The 26,340-nt window shown below is 72.3% G+C and carries 23 protein-coding genes and 2 pseudogenes; 12 read left to right on the forward strand and 13 right to left on the reverse strand.

The genetic code is table 11. The features are described 5' to 3' along the window. Positions 1–122: 122 nt before the first annotated feature. The 3 genes from B072_RS0109970 to B072_RS0109980 form a co-directional block, all read right to left on the reverse strand. Positions 123–884, reverse strand: coding sequence for a hypothetical protein (locus B072_RS0109970; RefSeq protein ID WP_018529793.1), 762 nt, complete (start codon positions 882–884; stop codon positions 123–125). Positions 885–907: 23 nt separating this feature from the next. Next, the gene (locus B072_RS0109975; protein ID WP_018529794.1) at positions 908–1,609 is read right to left on the reverse strand and encodes an HNH endonuclease family protein; all 702 of its coding nucleotides are present in this window, start codon (positions 1,607–1,609) and stop codon (positions 908–910) included. Between the two features lie 133 nt (positions 1,610–1,742). Next, positions 1,743–2,618: an SCO6745 family protein gene (locus B072_RS0109980; RefSeq protein ID WP_018529795.1), complete on the reverse strand. Its 876-nt coding sequence runs from the start codon at positions 2,616–2,618 to the stop codon at positions 1,743–1,745. A 93-nt stretch (positions 2,619–2,711) separates the two neighbouring features. Here B072_RS0109980 and B072_RS46390 point away from each other — a divergent pair. The 3 genes and pseudogenes from B072_RS46390 to B072_RS42900 form a co-directional block, all read left to right on the forward strand. Further along, positions 2,712–3,458: pseudogene (locus B072_RS46390) on the forward strand (SDR family NAD(P)-dependent oxidoreductase); the annotation flags it as partial. A 28-nt stretch (positions 3,459–3,486) separates the two neighbouring features. After that, positions 3,487–3,843 carry a MerR family transcriptional regulator gene (locus B072_RS0110000; RefSeq protein ID WP_018529799.1) on the forward strand — a complete coding sequence of 119 codons (357 nt, stop codon included), beginning with the start codon at positions 3,487–3,489 and terminating at the stop codon, positions 3,841–3,843. Positions 3,844–4,043: 200 nt separating this feature from the next. Beyond that, positions 4,044–4,478 (forward strand): annotated as a pseudogene (locus tag B072_RS42900) (Uma2 family endonuclease); the annotation flags it as partial. Positions 4,479–4,572: 94 nt separating this feature from the next. Here B072_RS42900 and mfd read toward each other — a convergent pair. After that, complete coding sequence (gene mfd / locus B072_RS0110010; RefSeq protein ID WP_018529801.1) at positions 4,573–8,106, reverse strand: transcription-repair coupling factor; 3,534 nt, start codon at positions 8,104–8,106, stop codon at positions 4,573–4,575. A gap of 147 nt (positions 8,107–8,253) precedes the next feature. Between mfd and B072_RS48650 the strand changes: the two genes are divergently transcribed. The 3 genes from B072_RS48650 to B072_RS0110025 are packed head-to-tail and all read left to right on the forward strand — an operon-like array spanning position 8,254 to position 9,002. Beyond that, complete coding sequence (locus B072_RS48650) at positions 8,254–8,421, forward strand: hypothetical protein (RefSeq protein WP_199791028.1); 168 nt, start codon at positions 8,254–8,256, stop codon at positions 8,419–8,421. 57 nt (positions 8,422–8,478) lie between these two features. Continuing rightward, positions 8,479–8,754 carry a type II toxin-antitoxin system prevent-host-death family antitoxin gene (locus tag B072_RS0110020; RefSeq protein ID WP_018529803.1) on the forward strand — a complete coding sequence of 92 codons (276 nt, stop codon included), beginning with the start codon at positions 8,479–8,481 and terminating at the stop codon, positions 8,752–8,754. Beyond that, positions 8,751–9,002: a type II toxin-antitoxin system RelE family toxin gene (locus tag B072_RS0110025; RefSeq protein WP_018529804.1), complete on the forward strand. Its 252-nt coding sequence runs from the start codon at positions 8,751–8,753 to the stop codon at positions 9,000–9,002. The genes B072_RS0110020 and B072_RS0110025 overlap by 4 nt, the downstream gene beginning before the upstream one ends. 51 nt (positions 9,003–9,053) lie before the next feature. Here the strand turns inward: B072_RS0110025 and B072_RS0110030 are convergent, their stop codons facing one another. Together B072_RS0110030 and B072_RS0110035 are read right to left on the reverse strand one after the other, a co-directional pair. Then, positions 9,054–11,654, reverse strand: a complete 2,601-nt coding sequence (locus B072_RS0110030; protein ID WP_018529805.1) for an ABC transporter permease — start codon at positions 11,652–11,654, stop codon at positions 9,054–9,056. Further along, a complete protein-coding gene (locus B072_RS0110035) occupies positions 11,651–12,439 on the reverse strand; it encodes an ABC transporter ATP-binding protein (RefSeq protein ID WP_026245645.1) in 789 nt (262 codons plus the stop codon). The genes B072_RS0110030 and B072_RS0110035 overlap by 4 nt, the downstream gene beginning before the upstream one ends. 295 nt (positions 12,440–12,734) lie before the next feature. Here B072_RS0110035 and B072_RS42910 point away from each other — a divergent pair, with 295 nt between their 5' ends. From B072_RS42910 to B072_RS0110060, 5 genes are all read left to right on the forward strand, one after another. Then, positions 12,735–14,264, forward strand: coding sequence for an MDR family MFS transporter (locus B072_RS42910; RefSeq protein ID WP_234018829.1), 1,530 nt, complete (start codon positions 12,735–12,737; stop codon positions 14,262–14,264). 454 nt (positions 14,265–14,718) lie between these two features. Next, positions 14,719–15,069 (forward strand): DUF485 domain-containing protein, encoded by a 351-nt coding sequence (locus tag B072_RS42915; protein ID WP_018529808.1) that lies wholly within the window; start codon positions 14,719–14,721, stop codon positions 15,067–15,069. A gap of 29 nt (positions 15,070–15,098) precedes the next feature. After that, a complete protein-coding gene (locus B072_RS0110050; protein WP_051127148.1) occupies positions 15,099–16,709 on the forward strand; it encodes a cation acetate symporter in 1,611 nt (536 codons plus the stop codon). 28 nt (positions 16,710–16,737) lie between these two features. Further along, a complete protein-coding gene (locus B072_RS0110055; RefSeq protein ID WP_018529810.1) occupies positions 16,738–17,172 on the forward strand; it encodes a hypothetical protein in 435 nt (144 codons plus the stop codon). Positions 17,173–17,176: 4 nt separating this feature from the next. Further along, the gene (locus B072_RS0110060) at positions 17,177–17,935 is read left to right on the forward strand and encodes a phosphotransferase family protein (protein WP_018529811.1); all 759 of its coding nucleotides are present in this window, start codon (positions 17,177–17,179) and stop codon (positions 17,933–17,935) included. 4 nt (positions 17,936–17,939) lie between these two features. Here B072_RS0110060 and B072_RS0110065 read toward each other — a convergent pair whose 3' ends face one another. The 3 genes from B072_RS0110065 to def all read right to left on the reverse strand — a co-directional run bounded on the left by B072_RS0110065 (position 17,940) and on the right by def (position 19,857). Beyond that, the gene (locus B072_RS0110065) at positions 17,940–18,365 is read right to left on the reverse strand and encodes a nuclear transport factor 2 family protein (RefSeq protein ID WP_018529812.1); all 426 of its coding nucleotides are present in this window, start codon (positions 18,363–18,365) and stop codon (positions 17,940–17,942) included. Positions 18,366–18,480: 115 nt separating this feature from the next. Further along, positions 18,481–19,014, reverse strand: coding sequence for a CAP domain-containing protein (locus tag B072_RS0110070; protein WP_158689177.1), 534 nt, complete (start codon positions 19,012–19,014; stop codon positions 18,481–18,483). Between the two features lie 240 nt (positions 19,015–19,254). After that, positions 19,255–19,857 (reverse strand): peptide deformylase, encoded by a 603-nt coding sequence (def, locus tag B072_RS0110075; protein WP_018529814.1) that lies wholly within the window; start codon positions 19,855–19,857, stop codon positions 19,255–19,257. 67 nt (positions 19,858–19,924) lie between these two features. Between def and B072_RS42920 the strand changes: the two genes are divergently transcribed. Continuing rightward, on the forward strand, positions 19,925–20,365 hold the full coding sequence (locus tag B072_RS42920; RefSeq protein ID WP_018529815.1) for a winged helix-turn-helix domain-containing protein: 441 nt from the start codon (positions 19,925–19,927) through the stop codon (positions 20,363–20,365). 48 nt (positions 20,366–20,413) lie between these two features. Here the strand turns inward: B072_RS42920 and B072_RS0110085 are convergent, their stop codons facing one another. The 4 genes from B072_RS0110085 to B072_RS0110100 form a co-directional block, all read right to left on the reverse strand. Next, a complete protein-coding gene (locus tag B072_RS0110085) occupies positions 20,414–21,340 on the reverse strand; it encodes a cellulose-binding protein (RefSeq protein ID WP_234018830.1) in 927 nt (308 codons plus the stop codon). A gap of 129 nt (positions 21,341–21,469) precedes the next feature. Next, complete coding sequence (locus B072_RS0110090; RefSeq protein ID WP_018529817.1) at positions 21,470–22,555, reverse strand: LCP family protein; 1,086 nt, start codon at positions 22,553–22,555, stop codon at positions 21,470–21,472. A 79-nt stretch (positions 22,556–22,634) separates the two neighbouring features. After that, positions 22,635–25,301, reverse strand: coding sequence for an SUKH-4 family immunity protein (locus tag B072_RS0110095; protein ID WP_018529818.1), 2,667 nt, complete (start codon positions 25,299–25,301; stop codon positions 22,635–22,637). A gap of 7 nt (positions 25,302–25,308) precedes the next feature. Continuing rightward, on the reverse strand, positions 25,309–26,319 hold the full coding sequence (locus tag B072_RS0110100) for an HNH endonuclease (protein ID WP_018529819.1): 1,011 nt from the start codon (positions 26,317–26,319) through the stop codon (positions 25,309–25,311). Positions 26,320–26,340: the final 21 nt, after the last annotated feature.

The raw sequence follows: 26,340 nt of genomic DNA on the forward strand, positions 1-26,340 counted from the left end.
GCCCGGGTGATCCGCCCGAGGGGGGCGGTCGGTGCGGCACGCGTTCACGACGCGTGCCGCACCGGCGTGTTCACAGCACGCGCGCGCCGCGGGTGTTCACAGCACGCGCGCGCAGCGGGTGTTCACAGCGCGTGCCGCACCCATACGTTCGGCTCGACGTAGACGGCGTGGCCGCGTTCCGGCGCGCAGTGCACCGGGACCAGGGCGCCGGGCACCTCGACCGGGCCCGCCGTGTCGAAGGGCAGGCCGGTCCACTCGCGCCACTCGTCGAGCGACCCGGACACCGTCATCGAGGCGGGCGCCACCTTCTCGATGACCCCGCCCGCGCGCACGTGCACCCGCAGCCAGGGGTCCTCGGGCAGCCCGTCCGACTCCCTGGTCCGGTACGCGTACTCGCTCATCAGGGCCGCGGGCTCCTGGTGCTTCGCGCTCGGCCGCACCGGCGCGACGACCTCGCCGAAGCCGTGCGCCCGCGCGTTCTCCCGCATCGCGGCGAGCATCCGCCCGGACAGGCCGCGGCCCAGCAGGCGCGGCACGATGGTGATCTCGACGGCGCTGACCGTGTCGGGCACGACGCCGCGCCGCAGGTCGGAGAACGCCCACTGGACGACCCGGTCCCAGCCACGGTCGGGGAGCACTCCCCCGCGCCCTTCGACGTGCTGGGCGAACGGCACGCTGACGCCCTTCGCGACCACGTCACCGGACTCGCCCGTGGCGACCAGGACGTACTCGGGGAAATCGACGGCGATCCGCCCCATGAAGGACCAGCCGACCGCGTCGTGCTGCACGAACACCGGCCAGGTGTCGGGCATCGTCCACATCGCGTCGCGCAGTTCGGGCCGCTCGGCGAGCGTGGTGATCTTCAGGGCCGGGTCGGCAGTCATGTGCGGCGTCTTTCGGGAAGGGCTCAGCGCGCGTGGAAGCGTGCGGGAGCCTCGGTCGGACTGCCGCCCGAAGGTAGCTTCTGGTCCGGGCAGGTGGTCAAGACCTTTTTCATGGCGTCGCGTTCGGCGGCGGTCACCCACACCCCGTACTTCTTCTTCACGGCGACCTGCCCGGCGACGTACGTACAGCGGTACTTCTTGTTCGGCGGCAGCCAGGTCGCCGTGTCGCCGTCCCCCTTGCTGCGGTTGGGGGTCGCGTCGACGGCGAGCAGGTTCAGCGGGTCGTTGGCGAACGCGATGCGCTTGCCCGGCTCCCACTGGAAGGCGCCCTTCTGCCAGGCGTCGGAGAGCGCCACGAGGTGGTCGATGTCGACCTTGCTGCGACCTCGGGTGAAGGAGACGTCCTTGCCGCCGTACGGGTCCGGGGCGAGCGTGCCGGAGACGACCTTGCAGTCGCCGTCCGAGTAGCGCACGCCCTTCAGGTCCCGCTTGAGGATGTCGTCACGGGTGTCGCAGCTGTTGGAGTCGGTGTCGGCCCAGGCACTGCCGAACCGCTCGCGCGCGTAACCGGTCTTGGGCGCGCGACCCTTGACGGTGAGCGAGTCGACGGCGGCCAGCGCGCTGCCCGCCTTGCCCTGCGGCTCCGGGCCCGCCTCACCGCCGGTCCCGACGGTCGTCGCCTCGCATCCGGTGGCGGCGACGACGGCCACCAGTGCGGCGGCCACGAACCGGCCGGCACCTCGCTGTGCAGTCGTGCGCACCGTTGCCCGCACCGTCACGGAACTACCTCCCCTTTTGTTCGGTTTCGGACCGCTCACCGTACCCGACGCATGATCACACCATCGGCCGGACGATCCGTCAGACCTTGCCGATGCCCAGCGTCGTGACCGACGGCAGCAGCCCCGACCCGAGAACGGTTACCCACAACGGGCCGAGAAGTTCCCCCAGTTCGTCGACCGCTTCCGTGCCGAGGGCGCGCCAGGGGGCGGCCGCGAGGCGGTCCGTGCGCGCCTCGACCTCGGCGCGCAGCGCGCGGCCCGCGTCGGTGGCGATCCCGTCCTCGTCCACCAGGCCGCGCCCTGCGAGGTGTTGGTGCGCCGCGTCCCACTCGGCGTGCGTCCAGCCGCGGCTCGCGAACGTCCCGGTGGGCGCCGCCCCGATCGCCGCGAACGACACCAGCGACTCGGCCGGGCCGAGCCCCGCCGTGAGCAGCGCGGCCAGATGCCCGTCGCCGCGGTGCTCGCGCAGCACGGTGGCCGCCTGCCACAGGACCAGGTGCGGGGCGTCGGGCCACGGGAGTTCGGCGTTGGCGGCGGCGAGCGGACGGCCCTCGACGCCCGCGGCCTCGGCGGCCCGCCGGACGAGGTCGGCGGCGCGCGCCACCTCGGGGCTGTCGAGCGCCTCGCCGAAGAGCGACCGGTAGGCGCGGTCGATGCCGCGCGGCCGTGCGGCGAGGACCTCCTTCGGCGGCGCCACCGTCCAGGCGGCCGGTACGTGTGCGGCGACCATCGCCGGGCTGAAGCTGTAGAAGGCGGAGGCGACGCGGACCGCACCGGGGGCGCCGAGCGGGGCGGCGCGCCAGGCGAAGTAGCTCGGCCAGCGCTCCTCGACCGGGTACCCGAGGTCCGCCGCCTCCTCGAAGACCTCGGGCGTGTAGTAGAGCACGGCGTGCAGCGGCTCCAGCAGGTGCCACATCTGACGGACCTTGGCGTCCGGAACGTGCGCCACGAACATCCCCTCCCCTGAGGCGACTTGAAGGTGTCCTCGAAGCCGCACTTGAAGTCGCCCTTGACGTTGTCACTGGCGTCAGGGTCAGACGATCCCCGCATGGACACCATGAACGCCAGCGCCCCACCGCGCGTCGTCGTCGTCACGGGCGCGGGGACCGGCATCGGCCGCGCCACCGCGCACGCCTTCGCGGCGCGCGGCGACCGGGTCGTCGCGGTGGGCCGCCGCCCCGAGCCGCTCGCCCGCACGGCCGCCCGCGCCGAGGAGCTGATCACGCCGCTGCCCGCCGACATCACGGCGGACGGCGCCCCCGGGGCCATCGTCCGTACGGTGCTCGACACCCATGGCCGGATCGATGTGCTGGTCAACAACGCGGGCATCACGAACGGCGAGTCCCTGGAGACCTACACCCGCGCCTCCGTCCGGCCCCTGCTCGCCACGAACCTGATCGCGCCGGTGCTCCTCGTGCAGGCGGCACTGCCCGCGCTGGAGGACAGCCGCGGCGTCGTCGTCAACGTCACCACCGCCATCGGGCAGCGCGGCTGGCCCGGCAACTCCCTCTACGCGGCCGGAAAAGCGGCCCTCGACTCGCTCACCCGCAGCTGGGCGGTGCAGCTCGCGCCGCGCGGGATCCGGGTCGCGGCGGTCGCCCCCGGCGCGATCGAGACGCCGATCGCCGACCACTCCGCGTTCAGCCCCGAGGAGCGGGCCGCGATCCGCGAGTGGCAGCTGGAGCACACGCCCCTCGGGCGGGTCGGGCGGCCGGAGGACGTCGCGGCGGCGATCACGCACCTCGCGTCGCCGGACGCGTCGTTCGTCACCGGGGTGATCGTGCCGGTGGACGGGGCGCGGTCGTCGCCTGAGACTGCCGTGCATGCGGATCGGGGAACTCGCGGCGGCCACGGGCACGTCGTCACGCGCGCTGCGCCACTACGAGCAGGCGGGGCTCATCACGTCGGAGCGGGCGGCGAACGGCTACCGCGTGTACGGCGACCCGGCCGTGACCCGCGTCGGCAACATCCGGCTGCTGCTCGACGCGGGGCTCACGGTCGACGACGTACGGCTCTTCCTGCCGTGCCTGGACGGCGATCTGCTGGCGAACGGCCCCTCGGACGGCTTCTTCCGCATCGCCCGCGAACGCCTCGCGGTGATCGACCGGAGGATCGCGGCGCAGGTGGCGGTGCGGAATCGGTTGGCCACCGCACTGGACGGGGTGGCTCCGAACAAGTGACCCAAGGCGTGGTCACTCGTTCCGGCGATGCGTGGATCAAGCCGCCGAGTACGCTGGCGATACGCGCCAGACTCCGCCGCGCGGGAGCGCTGATGATGAGCACCGCCGCCGAGAACGAGCCGGAGCAGGAGCAGAGCAGCTGGCCGACTCCGCCGCTGGGCGGCTGGACGGCCGACGACCTCGACACGATCCCGGGCCTCCCCCCGCACACAGAGATGATCGACGGAGGCCTGTTCCTCGCGAGCCCGCAGACCAACTTCCACATGACCACGCTGCGCCTGCTGGAGCGTGCCCTGGAGGACCGGGCGCCGGAGGAGCTGTTCGTCGTCCGCGAGATGACCACGAAGATCGACAAGCGGAACCGGCCCGAGCCCGACCTGATGCTGGTCCCGCGCAGCGCCGTCACCGGTCCCCGCCAGACCTGGTACGACCCGGCCGACATCCGCCTCGCCGTGGAGATCGTCTCGGACGACTCCGTGGAGCGCGACCGCGAGATCAAGCCCCGCAAGTACGCGGGCGCCCTCATCCGGCACTACTGGCGCATCGAGGAGAACGACGGCAAGCCGGTCGTCTACGTCTACGAGCTCGACCCGGCGACCAACGCCTACGCCATCACCGGCATCCACCACGATCGCCTCAAGCTGACCGTGCCGTTCACCCTCGACATCGATCTGGCGCCGCGGCGGCCAGGCCCCTGCCGAGCCCGGCGACACCGCGGCGGACTGACCCCTACGACCCCAGGATCGACGCCAGGAACTCCCCGACCCAGGCCAGCAGCTCCCGCCCGACCAAGGGCTTTCCGCCGACCTTCGCCGTCTTCGGGCGCGGGACCAGGATCTGGTGGGTGGCCGGCTTGATGACCGTTCCGGGGTAGAGGCGCTTGAGGCGCAGCTCCTGCGACTCCCTCAACTCCACCGGCGCGAAGCGGATGTTGGTGCCCTGGAGGACGATCTCGCCGACGCCGCAGGCGCGGGAGAGCATCCGCAGACCCGCGACGAGCAGCAGGTTCTCGACCGGCTCGGGCAGCTTGCCGTAGCGGTCGGTGAGTTCCTCGCGGACGTGCTTGACGTCCTCCTCCGTGTTCGCCGAGGCGATCGACCGGTACGCCTGGAGCCTGAGCCGCTCGCCCGGCGCGTAGTCGTGCGGGACGTGCGCGTCGACCGGGAGCTCGATCTTGACCTCCAGCGGCGGCTCCTCCTCGACCCCGCCCTCCATCTGCGCGCGGTAGTCGGCCACGGCCTCGCCGACCATCCGGACGTAGAGGTCGAAGCCGACGCCCGCGATGTGGCCGGACTGCTCGCCGCCGAGCAGGTTGCCCGCGCCGCGGATCTCCAGGTCCTTCATCGCCACGTACATGCCCGCGCCCATCTCGGTGTGCTGGGCGATCGTCGCGAGGCGCTCGTGGGCGGTCTCCGTCAGGGGCTTCTCCGGCGGGTACAGGAAGTAGGCGTAGCCGCGCTCGCGGCCTCGTCCTACCCGCCCGCGCAGCTGGTGGAGCTGGGAGAGGCCGAAGTTGTCGCCGCGCTCCACGATCAGCGTGTTCGCGTTGGAGATGTCGATGCCGGACTCGACGATCGTCGTCGAGACGAGGACGTCGAACTTCTTCTCCCAGAAGTCCACCACGACCTGTTCCAGGGCCTGTTCGGACATCTGGCCGTGGGCCGTCGCGATGCGCGCCTCCGGCACGATGTCCCGGAGCCTGGCCGCCGCGCGGTCGATCGACTCGACACGGTTGTGGATGTAGAAGACCTGGCCCTCGCGCAGCAGCTCGCGGCGGATGGCCGCGCCGATCTGCTTCTCCTCGTACGGGCCGACGAAGGTGAGGACCGGGTGGCGCTCCTCGGGCGGCGTGGTGATCGTCGACATCTCGCGGATGCCGGTCACGGCCATTTCGAGCGTACGGGGGATCGGCGTCGCGGACATGGTCAGGACGTCGACGTTGGCGCGGAGCTTCTTCAGCTGCTCCTTGTGCTCGACGCCGAAGCGCTGTTCCTCGTCGACGATGACCAGGCCCAGGTCCTTGAACTTGGTCTCGGAGGAGAAGAGGCGGTGCGTGCCGATGACGATGTCGACCGAGCCGTCGCGCAGCCCTTCGAGCGTCGCCTTGGACTCCGTCTCCGTCTGGAAGCGGCTCAACGCCTTGACGCTCACCGGGAATTGGGCGTAGCGCTCGCTGAACGTGCCGAAGTGCTGCTGCACCAGGAGGGTGGTGGGCACGAGGACCGCGACCTGCTTGCCGTCCTGGACCGCCTTGAACGCGGCGCGGACGGCGATCTCCGTCTTGCCGTAGCCGACGTCGCCACAGATCAGGCGGTCCATCGGGACCGTCTTCTCCATGTCGTCCTTGACCTCGGCGATGGTGGTCAGCTGGTCGGGCGTCTCCGCGTACGGGAACGCGTCCTCCAGCTCGCGCTGCCAGGGCGTGTCCGCGCCGAAGGCGTGCCCGGGCGCCGCCATGCGGGCCGAGTACAGCTTGATGAGGTCGGCGGCGATCTCCTTGACCGCCTTCTTCGCGCGCGCCTTCGTCTTCGTCCAGTCGGCGCCGCCGAGGCGGTGCAGGGTCGGGGCCTCGCCGCCGACGTACTTGGTGATCTGCTCCAGCTGGTCGGTCGGGATGTAGAGGCGGTCGCCGGGCTGGCCGCGCTTGGCCGGGGCGTACTCGACGACGAGGTACTCGCGGGTCGCGCCCTGGACCGTGCGCTGGACCATCTCGATGTAGCGGCCGACACCGTGCTGCTCGTGGACGATGTAGTCGCCGGCCTCAAGGGTGAGCGGGTCGATGGTCTTGCGGCGGCGGGCGGGCATCCGCTGGCCGTCCTTGCCGGCCGTCCGCTGCCCGGTCAGGTCGGTCTCGGTGAGGACCGCGACCTTCAACTGCGGGTGCACGAAGCCGACTTCGAGCGAGCCGCAGGCCACCTGGACGACGGAGGGCGCGAGTTCCCCGAGGTCCTTCTCCAGGCGGGCGGCGATGCCCTCGCCGCCGAGCACCTCGACGGTGCGGCTCGCGGGGCCGTGCCCCTCGGTGACGTAGACCGTGCGCCAGCCGTCGGCCAGCCAGCCCTTGGTGTCGGCGAGCGCCTTCGCGGTGTCGCCGCGGTACGTCTCCGGGGCGTGCATGCCCAGCTGAAGCGTGTCCGCGTCCGAACCGTCGGCGTCCGCCGCGAACGGGGACACCGACCACCACATCATGCCGAGCTCACGGGCCCGGTCCCGGACGTCCGCGATGGCCCACAGGGAGGCGGCGCCCACGTCGATGGGGGCCGCGCCGCCGGTCGCGGACGCGGCCCAGGACGCCTGGAGGAACTCCTGCGACGTCGCCACCAGGTCGGCGGCGCGCGTGCGCACCCGCTCCGGGTCGCAGACGACCGCCATGGACCCGGCGGGCAGGACGTCGAGCAGCAGCTCCATGTCGTCGACGAGGACGGGGGCGAGGGACTCCATGCCCTCGACCGCGATGCCCTCGGCGATCTTGCCGAGCAGTTCGCCCAACTCCGGGTGCTGCTCGGCGAGTTCGGCCGCTCTGGCGCGTACGTCGGCGGTCAGGAGCAGTTCCCGGCAGGGCGGCGCCCACAGTCCGTGCTCGGCGATCTCCAGGGACCGCTGGTCGGCGACCTTGAAGTACCGGATCTCCTCGACGTCGTCGCCCCAGAACTCGACGCGGAGGGGGTGCTCCTCGGTCGGCGGGAAGACGTCGAGGATGCCGCCGCGCACGGCGAACTCGCCGCGCTTCTCGACGAGTTCGACGCGGGCGTACGCGGCGGCGGCCAGCGCCTCGACGGTCTCGTTCAGGTCGGCGGAGTCGCCGGAGCGCAGTGCCACGGGCTCCAGGTCGCCGAGCCCCTTGACCTGCGGTTGCAGGACGGAGCGGATCGGCGCGACGACGACGGAGACCGGGCCGGTCTCCGGGTCGTCGGTGCGCGGGTGGGCGAGCCGGCGCAGCACGGCGAGGCGCCGGCCGACCGTGTCCGAGCGCGGGCTCAGCCGCTCGTGCGGCAGCGTCTCCCACGACGGGAACTCCACGACACCGTCCGCGGGCAGCAGCGAGCGCAGCGCCGCCGCCAGGTCCTCGGCCTCGCGCCCGGTGGCGGTGACGGCGAGCACGGTCCGCTTCGCCTCGCGGGCGAGGGCGGCCACCGTGAAGGGGCGGGACGCGGGCGGGCCGACCAGGTCGATGTGCATGCGGTTGCCGTCACCTGCGGCTTTCACCGCTTCGGTGAGGGCCGCGTCCTTGACGACGGCGTCGAGCAGTCCGTGCAGGCTCATGGGGGCGTTCCGCTTCCGTCCGGCTTGGTGAGCAACGCAAAGGGCCCGACACGTCGAACGGGCCGGGGGTTCCAGGGTACGTCGTCCTTCCGGGGCACACCTGGCCGAACCGGAGCACGCCGGGTGGCACGGACCTACGGTGAGTCCATGAGCGCAATCCAGACGTACGAGGTCGACGACGCGGCACCTGAGGTGCGGCCACTGCCTGCGAAGGCTAACCGGAGCGGTCACGGTGCGCTGCGCGGACAGATCCATACCCCCGACGACTTCGACGAACTGCCGGACGACATTGCGGAGGCCTTCGGGATGCAGTGACGGTGTCGCCCGATCGAGGGACTGCACTGAAGATGCTGGAAGCGTACAGTTTCGTACATGAGTGAGACGCTGCCCATCACCGAGGCCCGCGCCCGGTTCGGTTCCCTGGTGCGCCGCACCGCGCATGCGCGGGAGCGCATCACGATCACGGATCACGGCCAGGCCGCGACCGTGTTCATCAACCCCAGAGAGTTGGCCGAGCTGGAGGAGCGGGTGCTGGAGCTGGAGGAGCAGTTGGCCGTGGCCCAATACCGCGCGGAGAAGGCCGCGGGCACGTTCGTCGGCGTACCGCACGAAGAAGTCGGCAAGCTGCTCGGCCTGGAGCGTGAGTGAGCTACCACGTCATCTGGCACGAGCGGGCAACCAACACCGCGGTCCGCTTCCTCAAGGACGACCCCGAAGGCCTGCGGCAGGTATACGCGGCCGCCGATCAGCTCGCCGACGATCCACGCCCGATCGGCACGACCGCCTACGGGTCCCCGGAGCTGCGGCGCATGCACATAGGCCGCTACCGCCTCCTGTACGAGATCGATGAAGGCACCATCACCATCATCGTCCTGAACATCGGACGCGTCCCGTAGTCAAGGGTGAGGGGCCCGGCACAAGCCGGGCCCCTCACACGTACCCCGCGATCACTCCGTCGCGATCGCGTTCAGCACATTCATCCGCCCCGCCCGGAACGCCGGGATCAGCGCGGCGAACAGGCCCACGAAGGCCGAGGCGACGAAGACCGAGATGATCGTCGGCCACGGGATCTCCAGGACGCCCAGGCCCTCCAGGGCCAGCAGCTTCTGGGCCGTCGCGCCCCAGCCCATGCCGAGGCCGAGCCCGAGCAGGGCACCGAAGAGGGCGATGACCACCGACTCCAGGCGGATCATGCGGCGCAGCTGGCGGCGGGAGAGGCCGATGGCCCGCATGAGGCCGATCTCCCTCGTCCGCTCGACGACCGACAGGGCCAGGGTGTTCACGACGCCGAGCACCGCGACGATGATCGCCAGCGCGAGCAGCCCGTAGATCATGTTCAGGAGCTGGCCGATCTGGTCCTTCAGGGTCTGCTTGTAGTCGGTCTGGTCCTTGACCTTGACGGTCGGGTCGGAGGCGACGGACGCCTTCAGGGCCTTGTACGCGGCGGCGGCCTTCGCGGTGTCGTCGTCACTGCCCGCGGCCTTGGCGAACATCATGCCGTTCAGCGGCAGCCGGTCGGCGGGTACGTACTGGGCGGCGGTCGCCACGTTCGTGTACATCGCGCCCTTGTCGAACACGGTGTTCTCGTCATTCGTGATCGCCGCGACCTTCAGCTTCGCGGTCCGCCCGTGGTCGAAGGCGACGGTCATCGTGTCGCCGACCCCGATGTGGTGGCGCGTCGCGAACTCCGAGCCGACCGACATCGCGTTCTTGCCGTACGCCGCCGAGAGCTGCCCGGCGGTCATGTCGCGCCGCAGGTCCTCGGCGTAGGACGGGCTCGCCGCGGAGAGCTCCTCCTTCTCCTTCTTGCCGGAGGGTGTGATCACGGTCGCCTCGACGAACTTGACCTCGGTGACGTGGGAGACCAGACCGTCCTTCTGGACGTTCTTCAGGGCCGTGGCGGCCTGCGGGGTGATGCCGCCGTTGCTGGGCTCGACGATGAAGTCGGCGCCGACGGACTTGTCGAGCTGGTCGGTGGCCGAGGCGACCATCGAGGAGCCGACGACGGAGAGGCAGGCGACCAGCGCGAGGCCGATCATCAGGGCCGCGCCCGTGGCACCGGTGCGCCGCGGGTTGCGCAGCGCGTTGCGCTCGGCCATCCGCCCGACCGGGCCGAAGAACCGCAGCAGGACGGCGCTGATCACCCGGACCACGATCCCGGCGAGGAGCGGGCCGACGACGACGAACCCGATGAGCGAGGCGACGATGCCCGCGCCGAGGTACAGCGAGCCTTCGCCGGCCTTGTCGGCCTGCGTGGCGAGGTAGAGCGCGTAACCGCCGCCGCCCGTGAGGAGGATGCCGATGACCGCGCGGACCGCGCCGGCCCTGCCGTCGGCCGGGGTGCCCGCGTCGCGCAGGGCCGCCATCGGGGAGACCTTGCCGGCCCGGCGTGCGGGCAGGTACGCGGCGAGGACGGTGACGACGATGCCGAGGAGCAGGCCGATCGCCGGGGTCGTCCACTTCACGGTGAGGTCGTTCGTGGACAGGTCCATGCCCGCGGCGGACATGAGCTTCATCAGGCCGATGGCGAGCCCGACTCCGGCGCCGACACCGACGACGGAGCCGACGACGCCGAGCAGCAGGGCCTCGACGAGCACGGACCGGTTGACCTGCTTGCGCGAGGAGCCGATGGCCCGCATCAGGCCGATCTCGCGGGTGCGCTGGGCGACCAGCATCGAGAACGTGTTGATGATCAGGAAGATGCCGACGAGGAAGGCGATCCCGGCGAAGCCGAGCAGGGCGTACTTGATGACGTCCATGAAGGAGCCGACGTCGGAGGCGTTGGCGTCCGCGGCCTCCTGCTGTGTCTGGATCTTGTACGAGCCCGTGAGCGTGCCGGCGACGTTCCTCTTCACCTGCGCGTCGGTGTACCCGGCGTCCGCGGCGACGTTGATCTGCGTGAACCGGCCGGTCTTCCCGATGAGTTCGCGCTGTGCGGTGGCGGTGTCGAAGTAGACGACGGCCGCGCCCGGGTTGGTCACCTTGAAGGCGGCGATGCCGACGATCTTCGTCTTGAGGTCGCCGGTGGCGGCGATGGTGCGCAGTTCGTCACCGAGCTTCAGATGGTGCTTCTTCGCGGTGTCGGCGTCGACCATGGTCTCGGTCGGGCCGCGCGGCGCGTGCCCCGAGGTGATCTCCATGGACCGCAGGTCGTTCTTGGTCCAGTTGCCGGCGATGGTCGGGGCGCCGTTCTCGGAGCCCATGTTCTTGTTGTCGGCGTTCACGACGGTCACGTTCATCGAACCGACCGCGCCCTCGGCCGACTTGACGCCTTCGGCCTTCTTCACGGTGTCGATGGCGGAGGCGGGCAGCGACTCGGGGCGGCCCGTGGCGCTGCCCTCGCTGTCGGACCCCTTCGGGCTGACGGTGACGTCCGACGCGGTGGCCGTGAACAGCTTGTCGAAGGTCTTGTCCATCGTGTCGGTGAACACGAGGGTGCCGGTCACGAAGGCGACCGAGAGCAGCACGGCGATCGCCGAGAGGGCCATGCGGCCCTTGTGCGCGAAGAAGTTGCGCAGCGAGGTCTTCATCACGGTGTTGGCGCTCATGACGTACGGCCCCGGGCGTCGAAGTCCTTCATGCGGTCCAGGACGGCCTCGGCGGTCGGCCGGAGCATCTCGTCGACGATGCGGCCGTCGGCCAGGTACAGGACGCGGTCCGCGTACGAGGCGGCCACCGGGTCGTGGGTGACCATCACGATGGTCTGGCCGAGCTCGTCGACGGAGCGGCGCAGGAAGCCGAGCACCTCGGCGCCGGCCCGCGAGTCCAGGTTTCCGGTCGGCTCGTCACCGAAGATGATCTCGGGCCGGGCCGCCAACGCCCGTGCCACGGCGACGCGTTGCTGCTGGCCGCCGGAGAGCTGGGTGGGCCGGTGCTTGAGGCGCTCGGCGAGGCCGACGGTCGTGACGACCCGGTCCAGCCACTGCCTGTCGGGCTTGCGGCCCGCGATGTCCATGGGGAGCGTGATGTTCTCCAGGGCGTTCAGCGTGGGCAGCAGGTTGAACGCCTGGAAGATGAACCCGATGCGGTCGCGCCGCAGCTGGGTCAGCTTCTTGTCCTTGAGGCCGGTGATCTCGGTCTCGTCGAGGTAGATCTGGCCGGAGGACACGGTGTCCAGGCCCGCGAGGCAGTGCATCAGCGTCGACTTGCCGGACCCCGACGGGCCCATGATCGCGGTGAACTGTCCGCGGGCGATGTCCACGTCGACGTGGTCGAGCGCGACGACCCGGGTCTCCCCCGACCCGTACGCCTTGACGACCTGCCGTGCCCTCGCGGCAACGGCCGTTCGCCCGCCAGTGCCCCCGGTCCTGGGAATGCTCACAGCCGTTGTCACGGTTTCTCTCCTATGTCGGATATCCGTCTTCGCGGCGATCCGCGAGGACAGGTACAAGTCTGGTGACGCGGGGCCTCGGGCGCGCTGGTGGAAGTCACCGTCTTTCCCGGGGGAAAACCCCACCCCTAGACGGTAGGAAGAACCCCCCGCCCGGCTCCTCCTCCAGGGGGACGAACCGTCCCCGGTCCGATCTACGGAGCAACCCCTAGGGGCTGTCCACCTCCCGGTGGAGCTCTACTCAGGGTCGCCTCCACCCGCATAAGCTCCTCGCCGGAGATAGATGCAGGGGGAACGAATGCAGAGCAGGAACGCACGGGGTGCGGTGGTCGCCGCGCTGATGCTGTCGATGGCGCTGGCCGCGCTCGACTCCACCATCGTCTCCACGGCGGTCCCGCAGATCGTCGGGGACCTCGGCGGCTTCTCCGTCTTCTCCTGGCTGTTCTCCGGCTATCTGCTCGCGGTGACCGTCACGCTGCCCGTCTACGGCAAGCTGTCGGACACCCTCGGCCGCAAGCCCGTCCTCATCGCGGGCAGCGTGCTGTTCCTGGCCGGGTCGCTGCTGTGCGCGAGCGCCTGGAACATGGGCGCGCTGATCGCCTTCCGCGTCGTCCAGGGCCTGGGCGGCGGCGCGATCCAGGGCACCGTGCAGACCCTCGCCGCCGACCTCTACCCCCTCGAACAACGCCCCAAGATCCAGGCCAAGTTGTCCACGGTGTGGGCCACGTCGTCGGTGCTCGGCCCCGCGCTCGGCGGGCTGCTCGCCTCGACCGCGGGCTGGCGCTGGATCTTCCTGATCAACCTGCCCATCGGCGCCGTCGCGCTCTTCCTCGTCGTACGACACCTGCACGAGCCCGCCCGGGAACCCGGCCCGCGCCCGAGGATCGACTGGGCGGGCGCGCTCGCCGTGTTCGCGGCGGGCGGGGTGCTGCTGATGTGGCTGGTGCAGGGCGGGGTCGCGTGGGCCTGGGACTCGGCGCCCTCGATCGCCCTTCTCTGTACGGGCGTCGCGCTCATCGGCGCGGTCGTGCTGATCGAGCGGCGGGCCCCCGAGCCGATCCTGCCGGGGTGGGTCTGGAAGCGGCGCACCATCGCCGCGGTCAATCTGGCGCTCGGCGCGATGGGCCTGCTGATGGTGGCGCCGACCACCTTCCTGCCCACGTACGCGCAGTCCGTCCTCGGCCTGTCCCCCACCGCGGCCGGGTTCGTGCTCTCCGTGATGACCCTGAGCTGGCCGATCTCTGCGGCGCTCAGCCAGCACGTGTACCGCAGGATCGGCTTCCGCGACACGGCCCTGATCGGCATGACGGCGGCGCTCGGGCTGCTGATCGCGTTCCCGCTGCTGCCCTTCCCGGGCGCGGTCTGGCAGCCGACCCTGCTGAGCCTGCTGCTCGGTGCGGCCCTCGGCCTGTTCCAGCTGCCGCTGATCATCGGCGTGCAGTCGTCGGTGGGCTGGGCGGAGCGCGGCACGGCCACCGCCTCGATCCTCTTCTACCGGCAGATCGGCCAGACCGTCGGCGCGGCCGTCTTCGGCGCGGTCGCCAATGCGGTGATCTCCGGGCGGCTCGGCGCGGGCACCGACCTCGACTCGGTGACCAGCGACGCCGGTTCCGAGGGCGTGCGACGGGCGATCGACGCGGCCGTCGACTCCGTGTACGTGGGGGCGGCGTGCGCGGCGGCCGTGGCGCTGGCCGTCCTGTTCGCCCTCGCGCCGCGCCGCTTCCCGGTTCTGGAGGCGCAGGCTCCGCAGCCGGCGTCCCCGCCGTCACCGCCGAAGCCCTCGTCCCCCTCGTCTCCCGTACAGGAAAAGCAGCGGCGATCCGACTGATCAGTTCGCGCAAACCCTCCCCCAACTCGTCTACCTGCGAGTAACGTTCCGGCTCCCCACACTCCCCACACCCTCCCTGCGGTCCGTCCGTCCCCGGCGGACCCGAGCCAGGCAAGGAGAACGGGATGCCGACACCGCACCGCTCTTCGCACCCGCACCACCGCCTCCCCGCGCCCGCCGCACGTCGACCCTGCTCCCGTCGGCGCCGGCCCCCGCCCTGATGCCGCGTTCCCCCGGGGGATGACCTCGCGCCCCGGCCGCACAGCGAACCGGACGGCGCACCGGCCGCGACGGCCCCGTCCATGCGTCACTGTCCGTGCGGCACCGCCGGGCGCCGTCGCGCGAACCGCTCCGCGACCGGCGCCCCCAGGACACCCCACACCCACCCACACCGCCCCACGACCGGCGACCTCAGGACACCCTCACCGCCCTGCACCGAGCAAGGAGCACCGGGATGCCGACACCGCCCCGTCCCACCCACACCCACCGCCTCCCCCGCCACCCCGACCTGCCGCCGCCCACCGGTCCCACCGGCGACCTGCGGCTGCTGCGCACCGCCTACCGCTGGCAGCGGCGCGTCGCCACCCTCACCGCGCTCGGCTACTTCACGCTCTTCCTGCTCCTGTCGGCCTTCGCCCCCGCCCTCATGAACCGCTCGGTCACCGGCGGCCTCTCCTCGGGGCTGCTCATCGGCCTCCTCCAACTCCCGGTCACCTGCCTGGCGTTGGCGCTGTACGAGCACACGGCCCGGCGACGCGTCGACCCGCTCGCCCACCGGCTGCGCAGGATCGGCGGCAGCCGGTGAAGGCCCTCGTGGACACCTCGGCCGAGTCCATGTCGCTGGTCGCCTTCACCGCGGTGGCCACGGCCACGCTGCTGCTGTGCATCGTCACCAGCCCCGACCGCGACGACCTGGAGGAGTTCTACACGGGCTTCGGCAGCCTGACGCCGATGCGCAACGGCCTGGCCATCGCGGGCGACTACATCTCCGCGGCCACCGTCCTCTCCACCACCGGCATCATCGCCCTGCTCGGCTACGACGGTGTGGTCCTGGCCCTGAGCACGGCCCTCTCCCTGATGCTGCTGATGTTCCTGCTCGCCGAACCGCTGCGCAACGCGGGCCTGTTCACCATGGGCGACGTCCTCGCGCGCCGGATGCCGGGACGGTCGGCGCGGATGGCGGCCTGCGTGGTGACGCTCGCCGCGCTGCTCCCGCTGATGCTGGTCCAACTGGCGGGCGCGGGCGACCTGTTGGCGTTCCTGCTCGGCTTCGACAACGAGACCTTCAAGACGGTCTGCGTGATCGGGCTCGGCGGGCTGATGATCAGCTACGCGGCGATCGGCGGCATGAAGGGCACCGCCGTCATCCAGATCTTCAAGATCGTGATGCTGCTCGGCTCGGGCACCGTGGCCGCGGCGCTCATCCTGCACCGCTTCGACTGGGACCCGGGCGCCCTGCTCGCCGAGGCCGCCCGGGGCAGCGGGGCCGGCCGCGCCTACCTCACCTCGGGACTGCAGTTCACGGGCAGCAGCTTCCCCCGCCTGGACATGATCAGCTCGGAGCTGACCGTGGTGCTCGGCGGCGCCGCGCTCCCGCACGTCACCATGCGCATGTACACGGCCCGCAACGCCCGCGAGGCGCGCCGCTCGATGTCCTGGGCGGTGTCGGCGGCGGGGCTCTTCGTGCTGATCATCTCGGTGATCGGGTTCGGCGCCGCGGCCCTGGTCGGCCGTACGGCGATCACGTCGGCCAACGCGCAGGGCAACACGGCGTTCCTGCTCGGCGCCAGGGCCGCCTTCGGCAAGGCGATGTCGGTGGCCGAGTCCCTGCTCTTCACCATGGTCACCACGGCGATCTTCCTCACGCTGCTCGCCTCCGTGGCGGGCATGATCCTGGCCTGCGCCAACGCGCTGGCCCACGACGTGTTCGCCTACCGCAAGCGGCAGTTGAGCCGCCGCAAGGAGCTGAAGGTGGCCCGGATCGCGGCCCTGTCCGTCGGCGCTCCCGCCATCCTCCTGGCCACCCTCGTCCAGCACCGCAACCTCCAGCCGCTGACCACCCTCTCCTTCTGCCTGGGCGCCTCCGCCCTGGCCCCCGCCCTCGTCTACAGCCTCTTCTGGCGCCGCTACACCCGGGCGGGCCTGCTGTGGACCCTGCTCGGCGGCACGGCGGCGTGCCTGCTCCTGATGACGGGGACGAACCTGGTCTCGGGCTCGCCGACGGCGGCGTTCCCGGGGCGGGACTTCAACTGGTTCCCGTTCACGACGACCGGCATCGTCTCGATCCCCCTGGGCTTCCTCTTCGGCTGGCTGGGCACGGTCCTGACCCCGCCGCGCAAGGCGGCGCAGCAACAGCAGCGCTACGAGGCCGTGGAGGGATGGATCCTGGCCGGTGCGCCGGTGCCGGAACCCGCTGATAAATTCCCCCGAACACGCGGACGGTAGAACTGAGTTCGAAAGCGGGGCAGGCGGCATGGGCGCAACGGGGTGGGAGTACTACGTCCCGTACCAGGCGGACACGGCGGCGGCTCTGGAGGAGTTGCGCGAGCGGGTCTTCCGGGAGGGCGACTACCACTGGCGGGAGGGGGACGGGCAGACCCCCGCCGCCCCGCGCCCGGCCACGATCGAGGAACTGTGGCGGGACGAGGACGTCCAGGAACAGGGCACCCACTCGATCCTCGACATGGACCGCGTCCTGCGCCCCGGCGAACACCCCGTGTGGGGCACCGTGCAGCCCGTCCACCCCGCGGAGGCCTGCCGTCTCACCGGCACGGACGTCCTCACGCGCGAGCACGTCGAGGTGATCGACGGGCTGGTGGCGGACCGCTGGCTGGGCCGCGTCGCGGTCCTGCACGACTCGACGGGCCGGCCCAGCGAGCTGTACTTCTGGGGTTTCTCGGGAGACTGATCCCGTGACGGCGGCGAGCGAAGGACCACGGGACCGGCCCCTCCCGGGCGGCCACATCCACCGGGTCGTACGGGTGGCGGACACGGTACGCAGGGCGCCCGCGCCGCGCTCCCCGTACGTCCATGAACTCCTCGCCCTGTTCGAGCGCAGGGGCTGGCCGGGGGCGCCCCGGTTCCTCGGCGTGGACGAGGACGGGCGCGAGACGTTCACGTACGTGCCGGGCCGGGCCGCGCTCACCGCGGCGGACCGACGGGCCGCCCGCACCGACGAGGGACTGGCCCAACTGGCCGTACTCATACGGGAGTTCCACGACCTGACGGCGGGTACGCCGCTCGCCGAGGGGCGGGAGGTCGTCTGCCACCACGACCTCGATCCCCGCAACACGGTCTACACGGAGGATGGCTCCTGGCGGCCCGTCGCCCTCGTCGACTGGGACCTGGCCGCGCCCGGGCGGCGCGTCGAGGACGTCGCCCATCTGTGCTGGCAGCACCTGGAACTCGGCCCCGACGCCGGGGACCCGGCCGAGGCCGCCCGCCTGATGCGGCTGGTCTGCGACGCGTACGGACTGGACGCGGTCGGCCGCGCCCCGCTCCTGGACACCGTCCTGTGGTGGCAGGACCGGTGCTGGAGAGGGATCGCGGCGGGTGCCGAGCGCGGGGATCCCGCGATGCTGCGGCTGCGCGGGGCCGGGGTGGTGGAGCGGGTGCGGGACGCGCACCGGTGGGTGGCGGCGCGGCGCGCCGCCCTGGAGGCCCGCCTGTGAACCGTCACGCGTCGATCAGCGCCCGCTCCCAGTTCTGCGTGTCGGCGTACTCGCGCATGGCGGCGATCCGGCCGTCCCGCACCACGAAGACGCCGATGTTGCGCTGGTCGTAGGGCCGGCCGGTGCGGCCGGTCGCCCAGGAGTGCCACTCGACGAGGACCTGCTCGCCCTCCCCGAACACGTTGGTGACCTTCAGGCCCACCTCGCGCTCGGGGTCGAGGTGGGCGAAGGCGGTGCCGAGGAAGCCGTCGATGACCTGGTCGCGGCCCCGCCAGGTGCCCGAGATGGGCAGGTCGCCGCCGTACCAGCAGGTGCCGTCCTCGGCCCACGAGTCCAGGATCGTCTCCTGGTCGCCCGCGGCGAGGGCCTCGAAGTAGCGCAGGACGACGGTACGCGGTGCGGTGGTGGCGCCGGCGGTCGTGGCGGTCATCGTGATCTCCCTGGGTTACGGGTTCAAGTGCTCTCTCTCGATGAACAGTTCACCGGAATCGAGGCACGGGACCCAGGGGCACCACGCGCTCGCAGCGATCACGATCCTTGATGGATCACTCGGTGTCCGCGCAGACCGGGGCCCGGGTCACGAGCTTGCGGTGCGGTCCGAGCAGGTTCACGTCCCAGTAGGTCCGGTCGTAGCCGATGCCGATGGCGGTGAACTTCCGGTTCATGAGGGCCGGGAAGATGTCGTTGCCCGGGTCCGGGTCCGTGACCATGTCCGCGAAGTAGCCGTCGTGGTGGTAGCCGGAGTACAGGTACTCCTCGGCGTCCGCGGAGTAGAGCCCGGCGTCGTTCAGGCGCGTCCGCAGGTCCCGCCCGTCGCTGCCGACCGAGGCGAGCTCGCCCTGGTCGGCCATGTCGCGGGCGTGGTCGCGGCCCACCCTCGACGCCGTGTCGGACAGCCGCAGCCCCGGCAGCCCGCGCGCGGTCCGCTCCTCGTTGATCCGGCAGGTGATCCAGTCGACGTCCGGGGAGTAGGCGGGCGCGACCACGCCCGGCGTCGACCCGGGAACGTCGACCGCGGTCGCCGGAGCGGCCGTTCCGGCCAGCCCCGCCATCGAGGCCACCGCCGTCGCCACTGCCATCGCCGTACGCTTCACACTGATCCCTCTCGTCGCGCTCCGCACCGGATCGCTCACCCGGCGCGATGCGAGCAGTGTGCCGAGACGGCGGGTCACTCACCGGGCGCAACATGCCGAAGGCGGCAGAGGAACTCGCCGCGGGTGGTCAGGGGAACACCGGCTGGTCGCGGCGGCCCGGGCGGCCACGGGCACCGGCCGCCGACGCGGGAGGGGGCCGGGTGAGGCTGTCGGTGGACGCCCCGCTCACTTCCCCAGCCGCTCCGCCGTCGCCGCCCGCCGTGCGAGCACCCCGTCCCGCAGCTCCTCCATCTCCCGCAGCGCGTCCCGCCGTTCGCGCTTGCCGAGCCGGTCGAGATACAGCCGCCCGTACAGATGGTCGGTCTCGTGCTGGAGGCAGCGGGCGAAGTAGCCCCGCCCCTCGACCACCAGGTCGTTGCCGTCCTTGTCCTGGCCGCGGACGACCGCGTGGTCGGCGCGGGCGACCGGCTTGTAGGGGCCGGGCACGGACAGGCAGCCCTCCATCTCCTCGACGAGTCTTCGGGTCGCGACCGGCTCCTCGTCGAGGACCGGGTTGGCGATGTGCCCGGTGTGCCGCACGCCCCAGTCGTCCTCCATGTCGTACACGAACAGCTGCAGGTCGACGCCGACCTGGTTGGCGGCGATGGCCGCGCCGTGCGCGACGTGGTTCGTGGCGAACATGTCGTCGATGAGCCGGGCGAGTTCGGGAGTGCCGAAGTGCTCCCGCGTGACGGGCGCGCAGCGGCGCCGCAGCACGTCCTCGCCGACCAGGGTGACGCGCCGTACCGCACCCCGCTCGACCTCCGGCGACAGCGACCCCTCACCCATCCCGCTCAACCCCTCTGCTCCTGACGGCACTTGACCAACTCCTTTGCAAAGTAGCACTCTTTGCAAAGTGACCGGAGAAGATCGCACACCTCAGACGGCCCGCACCGCCCGCCCGCTGCCCGACCATCCCGTCCGCATCGCCCTGCTCGATCTGCTGGCCGAGGTCGGCACGCTCACGTCGACGCAGGCGGCGGCCCGCCTGGGGCACAGTTCGGGGCTGTGCTCGTTCCACCTGCGCCAGCTCGCCCGGCACGGCCTGATCGAGGAGGCGCCGCACGACGGCAGGCGGGACCGGCCGTGGCGGCTGCTCTGGGACACTCCGGAGCGGACGCCCGCCCCGGAGTCGATGTCCGCCACCTTGCACCTCACCGCCGACGAGGCGGCCGAACTGGGCGCCGCGATAAGGGAGTTGTTCGCCTCCTACGAGCACCGCACGACGCGGCCCGCGCACGCGACGCCGGTCACCGCGACGGCTCGCCTGGAGCCGGTACGCGCCACCGCCAGGTGACCGTCCGCGCCTGAACCACGGCAGGCGAACGGCCGAGAGGCGGATCCCCTAATCGGACTCGGCCGGTGCCCGCCCCGTCAGCGCCGCCAGCGAACTGCGCACATGATCCATGTGGGCCCGCACCTCGTCCCGGGCCTCCGCGTGCTCCCGCAGCACCCGCTCGGTCTCCCGGTCGATCCGCTCCTCCCGGGCCCGGGCCTGCGCGACCAGTTCCCCGCCGGAGGCCTCCGCGTCCTCCTGCCCGTGCCGCGCCGCCTCCTCGGCCTCGGCGAGCGCCCGCTTCGCCTCGGAGAGCAGCGCCTCGGCCTCCGTGACGGCGGCGGCCTCCCACGCGTCCGCGGCGGCGGCCCGCTCGGCGCTCTCCCGCTCCAGCGCGTCGAGCCGCTCGGCCTGTTCCTTGGCCTGGTCCGCGAGGACGCCCTCGCAGCGCCGCCGCATGTCGCGCAGCGCCTCCAGGGCCTCGCCCCGGGTCTCCTTCACGTCGCGGCGCGCGGCGACCCGGATCTCGTCGGCGGCGGCCCGCGTCGCGGCCTCCCGGTGCCGGGCCCGCTCCTCCGCCTCCTCGCGCACCTCGTCGGCGTAGGCCTGCGCGGCGTCCCGCTCCTCACGGCCGGCCCGCTCGGCGGCCTCGGTGACCGCCTGCGCGTCGAGCTGCCCGGCGTGCCGGAGGGCGGCGGTCTCCTCCTCCACGAGTTCGAGCAGGTACTGGGCGCGCTTGCCCAAAGTGGCGTAGGTCTGCGGGGCGAGGTGCGCGACGACCTCGCGCAGCCGCTCGGCCTCCGCCTCCATCTCCTTGTGGAGCACGGTCAGGCGCGCGGCCCGCTCCCAGGCGTCGTCGCGCTCCCGGGAGATGTTCTCGGCGAAGGCCTCCACCTGCTCGGGCCGGTATCCGCGGCCGCCCCGGCCCCTCGTGACGACGAAGCCGTACGACGACGGGGACGGACCCGTCGCCGATGCCCCTGCACCGCTCATCATGGATGCCCCTCTCGACCAGCCTGACGTACGACGTTCTGCGCGATTGGCGCACATCTTTCTCGATCAGGCGGAAGCGTCCACAACGCGACACACGCGACACACCGCCCGACCCACCCGGTCAAGGATGCGTCAATTGCTGTCGAAAGTCGGAATCGTCGTGTCGTCGCGGAGCGCGGAGAAGAGTTCTTCGGCCTCGGCCCGGTTCCACTCGACGACGTCGCCGACCCCGGCCACGTAGGGCTCGCTGCCGATCGGCACGGTCGTCGTGGACCCGTCGCCGTGTGAGATGTCATCCATTTCCAGGCCCAGCTTGCCGAGGTTCGTGATCCCCGCGTCCTGGTCGACGGTGAGGGCGTTCAGCGACGCGTCCAGGAACGGCAGCAGCTTGAAGGGGTTCAGCAGCGTGGCGGGGCTCAGCGCCTTGTCCGCGATCGCCGCGATCAGCCGCTGCTGCGCCTGTACGCGGCCCAGGTCACCATCGGCGTAGCTGTGCCGGTCACGGGCGTAGGCGAGGGCCTGGTTCCCGTTCATCGTCTGGCAGCCGGCCTTGAAGTCGGCCCCGGAGTACGAGTCGTCCAGGTCCTGCGGGACGCACACCTCGACCCCGCCGAGCGCGTTCACGACGTCCACGAACCCGAGGAAGCTGACCTCGGCGTAGTGGTCCAGGCGCAGCCCCGTCGCCTCCTCGACCGTCCGCGTCAGGAGCGGGGCGCCGCCGATCGCGAACGAGGCGTTGATCTTGTTCATGCCGTGGCCGGGGATGTTCACGTAGCTGTCGCGCGGCAGGGACACCAGGTACGGGCCGCTCTTGCCGTAGTGCAGCACGATGATGGTGTCGGTCTCGTTGCCCGAGTCGGAGCCGGTGTGCAGCTCCTGCTGCTGCTCCTTGGTCAGGTCGGTGCGGCTGTCGGAGCCCACGAGCAGCCAGTTCGTACCCGCGCCGGCGGCGGGCCGCCCGTCGTAGTCACCGAGGGCGTCGGTCCGCTGGATCTGGGAGACCGCCCAGATCACGACGCCGACCGCGTACGCGACGACCACCAGGACGAAGGCCAGCAGCAGGACGGAGAGCCGCCTGGGCCGGCTCCGGCGCCCGTTCCCACCGCGACGGCCGCGCCGCGACGCCCGGTACACCGTGGTGCTGCTCGCCGGCGGCAGCGGACGGCGCCCCTGCGGATCCTGCGGATCCGGGTACTCCTCCGGTGTGGGCGTCGTCATGGTACGAACCTGACACAACGCCAGAAAAGCCGCAGAGCGATACACCCTAATGGTGCATCGCCCCGCGGCTCCCGTCCCGCTACAGCAGGCCGTCCCACATCTGCTCGAGCAGCACCGACCACCAGGTCTCGGGCGAACCGAGCGCCGCCGGGTCGAGCGCGTTCAGCTGGGCCTGGAAGTCGACGGTCCAGCGGCCCGCCTGCTCCGGGTTGAGCCCGTAGCGCAGCCGCCACATCCGGCCGAGCAGGGCCAGCGAGCGGGCGAACTCCGGCAGCCCGGAGTTCACGAACTGCGGCGGTACGGGGGCACCGCCCGGCCCGGCCTCGACCGGCACGGCCACGATGTGCGCCGTCCCGTACTGGACGCACAGCGCCTTGCCGAAGTCGGAGCCCATCACCAGGTACGAGCCCGCGTCCGACGCCGGCTGCACCCCGCGCTCCTGCGCCAGCTCGGCCAGCGTCGGCACCGGGCGGCCCTGCTGGGCCTGCGCCCAGAAGAACGGCCCGAAGTCCGCCGGGAGCCCGGCCACGACGAGCGTGTGCGCGACGACGTCCGGGACGCCCTGGCGCGACACCGCCCGCTGGTCGAACCGGAACACGCCGGGACCGAACGCCGCCGCCAGCTCCTGCGCGATGCCCTCCGGCGGGATCGGCTGCGCGGGCTGCGCGGGCGGCAGCGGCGCGCGCACCGGAGCCGGACGCGCGGGCCCATCGGCGACCTGGTGCAACTCGCCCTGGTGCGCGATCAGTTGCTGCATGCCCTGCTGGCGCGAGGCGTGGTCGGTGCCGTACGGAGCGATCGACGTGATGCGCGCCTGCGGCCACTGCTCCTGGATCATGCGGGAGCAGTAGGCGCCGGGCAGCGCGCAGGACTCCAGCTCGGTGTGGAGTTCGAGGACCTGGTCCGGCGGGATGTTCATGCCGCGCAGCTCGTGGAAGATCTGCCACTCCGGGTGCGGCACACCGGGTGCCGAGCGGCGGATGAGCTGCTGCTCGGAACCGTCGGGCGCGCGGTAGCGCAGCACCGCCTGGTAGCCGGGGCCCACGGTCGGCTGACCCGCCGGCTGCGCGGGCGCCCCCTGCGGATACCCGTACGCGGGCGGCGGACCGCCCGGGATCTGCTGCCCCGGCACCGGCGGCGGCATCGCGCCCGGCGGCATCCCACCGGGCTGCATCCCGGCGGGCTGCATCCCGGCGGGCTGCATCCCGGCGGGCGGCGGGGGCGGCGCACCGGGCCCGCCCATCGGCGGCCCGGAGAGCATGGTCGCGGCGTGGTGCACCCCGTCACCGACAGGCGGCGGCGGAGGCGTACCGGGGGCGCCGGGCGGACCGGGCGGAGGGGGCGCGCCCGGAGCCCCGGGCGGACCGGGCGGAGGCGGCGTGCCGGGAGCGCCGGGACCCGCCACCGGCGGCCCGGACAGCATGGTCGCGGCGTGGTGCACCCCGTCACCGACAGGCGGCGGCGGAGGCGTACCGGGAGCACCCGGGGCGCCCGGGGCGCCCGGGGCCTGCGGCTGCCCGCCGGGACCGGGCGCGGGCACCATCTGCGTCGGGACGTAGCCGGCACCGCCGGGCGTGCCCGGGGCACCGGGGGGCGGCGGGGTCTGCGCACCGCCGGAGCGCGGCGGCTGCGCCTTGCTGGTCGCGGCGTTCGCGATGGCCTCGGCGCCGGGCGGCAGCGGCCGCCCGGAGGCGTCCTGCCCCGCACCTGCGGGGGCCGGGCCCTGCGGATAGCCGTACGCCGGAACGGCACCCGGCGGCGGTGTCACCGGCACGGCCGTCCCCGGTACCGGAGGCGGCAGCGCGGCACCGGCGCCCGCGCCCGGACCGGGCGTCGGACCCGGGGGCGGCGGCGGGGTGTCGGCCCCGGCGGGACCGACCTGCGGGAACCCGTACGGCGGCGGAGGCGGAGGCGGCGGGGTGTTGGCCCCACCGGGCCCACCAGGTCCACCAGGTCCACCCTGCGGGTACCCGTACGTCGACGGCGGCGCAGGCGGAGGCGTGGGCGGAGGCGTGGGCGCCCCTCGATCGGGCTCGCCGCCCAGGGCCGGGGACTGCGCGGTCGGCGGCAACTGGCTGCCGTTCGGCATCAGATCGGTCATCGCTTCCGGCCGCACCCCGGGCGGCGGCGCGTCCTCGGCCAGCGGCGGCGAGAACACCGTGTCGGGCAGCGGCACCGACCGGTCCTCCTCGTCCCCCATCCCGTTCGTGTCCGTACCGGCCCACGGCGTCGCGTCGGCCGGTGGAGGCGGATCCAACGGCGGTGCGGCCGACGCGGCCGGGACCGCGTCCTGCGGTTCCGGCGCGGACCCCGCGCCCATGCCCGTGCCCGCACCGGACGTGGGTGTCGAGGCCGAACGCCGGTCGGGGATCCCCAGCTTGTCCGCCGCCTCCTGCAACCACTCCGGCGGGGACAGCAGGAACGACGTCTGGTTCAGGTCCACCCGCTCGGGCGGGCGCGGCGGCACGGAATCGGCCGGTGCGTCCGGCAGCCCGTACTCCTCCTCGTACCGCCGGATCACCTCGCCCACCGGCAGCGAGGGCCACAGCGTCGCCTCGCCGCTGTCGCGCGCGATGACGAGCCGCTGGCGGCCGCCGTCGGAGATCGGACCGCCCTCCCGGTCCTCCGCCCACACCACGAAGCCCAGCTCGAACTCCCGCACCCGCACCTCACGGTGCTGGTACGCGGGCACCTCGCCGTTGATCCATTCCTCGGCGCGCTCCTGCGCCTGCGCGAACGTCACCATCGGACCCTCACCCCTCGTCCGGGTACGTCGTAGCCGTGGACACGGGGACGGCGCTCGCGAAGCCGCCGTCCACCATCAGGTTCGCCACCGTCTCCAGCTCCGGCGGATTGCCGGCCAGCCGGGACAGGAAGGCGTCGAAGTCGTCACCGCAGGGCAGCAGCAGGCGCTCCACCCGCTCGGCCACCGACCAGTGCGCCGTCTCGCCGCCGTCCCGCGCGTCGTCGTACGCGCAGAACCACACGGACCCGATCGCCGAGCCCTTCACCTTCACGGCGAGGATCCCGCCCTGCACGAACCCGACGCCCAGGTAGTCCTTCGTCAGGTGATCACGCAGACACTTGTTGACGTAGACAAGGTCGTTGACGGCCGCCTCGTCGCGCACGGTGAAGAACGGCTGGTCGATCAGGAGCCCCAACTCGGCGTCCAGGGCGGTCCCGACGGGCGCGCACCCGCCGCCCGCCTTCAGGAACGACCGGTACGCCCCGGGCAGCCGGCAGCCCAGGTCCTCCTCGGCGCCGAGCACTTGCTGCTCCGTCACCGCCACCGCCGACTTGGGCAGCCCGAAGTGCGCGGGCCGGGTGTCCTGCAACGGCCGGGTCCCGCGCTTGTGCTGGTCCACCCCGGCCGTCGCGAGCCCGCCGTGGTGCCGCAGCAGCGCCTTCACCTCTACGGGGATCAGCTCGAGGCGGCGCGAGGCGCGCACGTGGTGCCAGGTCCAGCCGTGCGGCGTCGCCACCGGCGGGATCGTGTCCCACAGCTCGTGTCCCGAGGCGGCCAGGGCGGCGTTCGCCGACACGTAGTCCGTGAGCCGCAGTTCGTCGACGCCGAATCCCTCCGGCGGTTCCGCGATCTCCGCCACCGCGCGCGCGTAGGCCGAGAAGTCCGGATAGCCGTCACTGTCCACCCGCACCCCGCGCGGGTGGCGGGCGGCACGGACCGGGTCCGGGAAGTGCACTACCTGCCCGGCGTAGGCCGCGTTCGGCGGCGCGGCCTGCTGCCCGAGCCGACCTGTCGTCATGGCGGTTGCCCCCTGCGGCGC

The organism is Streptomyces sp. HmicA12 (assembly GCF_000373565.1).
Classification (GTDB): Bacteria; Actinomycetota; Actinomycetes; order Streptomycetales; family Streptomycetaceae; genus Streptomyces.

Bases quoted from the DNA above. Each gene is read 5' to 3' on its own strand.
- B072_RS0109970 (WP_018529793.1), bottom strand. From the start codon at position 884: ATGACTGCCGACCCGGCCCTGAAGATCACCACGCTCGCCGAGCGGCCC.
- B072_RS0109980 (WP_018529795.1), bottom strand. From the start codon at position 2,618: ATGTTCGTGGCGCACGTTCCGGACGCCAAGGTCCGTCAGATGTGGCAC.
- B072_RS0110000 (WP_018529799.1), top strand. From the start codon at position 3,487: ATGCGGATCGGGGAACTCGCGGCGGCCACGGGCACGTCGTCACGCGCG.
- mfd (WP_018529801.1), bottom strand. From the start codon at position 8,106: ATGAGCCTGCACGGACTGCTCGACGCCGTCGTCAAGGACGCGGCCCTC.
- B072_RS48650 (WP_199791028.1), top strand. From the start codon at position 8,254: ATGAGCGCAATCCAGACGTACGAGGTCGACGACGCGGCACCTGAGGTG.
- B072_RS0110020 (WP_018529803.1), top strand. From the start codon at position 8,479: ATGAGTGAGACGCTGCCCATCACCGAGGCCCGCGCCCGGTTCGGTTCC.
- B072_RS0110030 (WP_018529805.1), bottom strand. From the start codon at position 11,654: ATGAGCGCCAACACCGTGATGAAGACCTCGCTGCGCAACTTCTTCGCG.
- B072_RS42910 (WP_234018829.1), top strand. From the start codon at position 12,735: ATGCAGAGCAGGAACGCACGGGGTGCGGTGGTCGCCGCGCTGATGCTG.
- B072_RS42915 (WP_018529808.1), top strand. From the start codon at position 14,719: ATGCCGACACCGCCCCGTCCCACCCACACCCACCGCCTCCCCCGCCAC.
- B072_RS0110050 (WP_051127148.1), top strand. From the start codon at position 15,099: ATGTCGCTGGTCGCCTTCACCGCGGTGGCCACGGCCACGCTGCTGCTG.
- B072_RS0110055 (WP_018529810.1), top strand. From the start codon at position 16,738: ATGGGCGCAACGGGGTGGGAGTACTACGTCCCGTACCAGGCGGACACG.
- B072_RS0110065 (WP_018529812.1), bottom strand. From the start codon at position 18,365: ATGACCGCCACGACCGCCGGCGCCACCACCGCACCGCGTACCGTCGTC.
- B072_RS0110070 (WP_158689177.1), bottom strand. From the start codon at position 19,014: ATGGCAGTGGCGACGGCGGTGGCCTCGATGGCGGGGCTGGCCGGAACG.
- def (WP_018529814.1), bottom strand. From the start codon at position 19,857: ATGGGTGAGGGGTCGCTGTCGCCGGAGGTCGAGCGGGGTGCGGTACGG.
- B072_RS0110085 (WP_234018830.1), bottom strand. From the start codon at position 21,340: ATGATGAGCGGTGCAGGGGCATCGGCGACGGGTCCGTCCCCGTCGTCG.
- B072_RS0110090 (WP_018529817.1), bottom strand. From the start codon at position 22,555: ATGACGACGCCCACACCGGAGGAGTACCCGGATCCGCAGGATCCGCAG.
- B072_RS0110095 (WP_018529818.1), bottom strand. From the start codon at position 25,301: ATGGTGACGTTCGCGCAGGCGCAGGAGCGCGCCGAGGAATGGATCAAC.
- B072_RS0110100 (WP_018529819.1), bottom strand. From the start codon at position 26,319: ATGACGACAGGTCGGCTCGGGCAGCAGGCCGCGCCGCCGAACGCGGCC.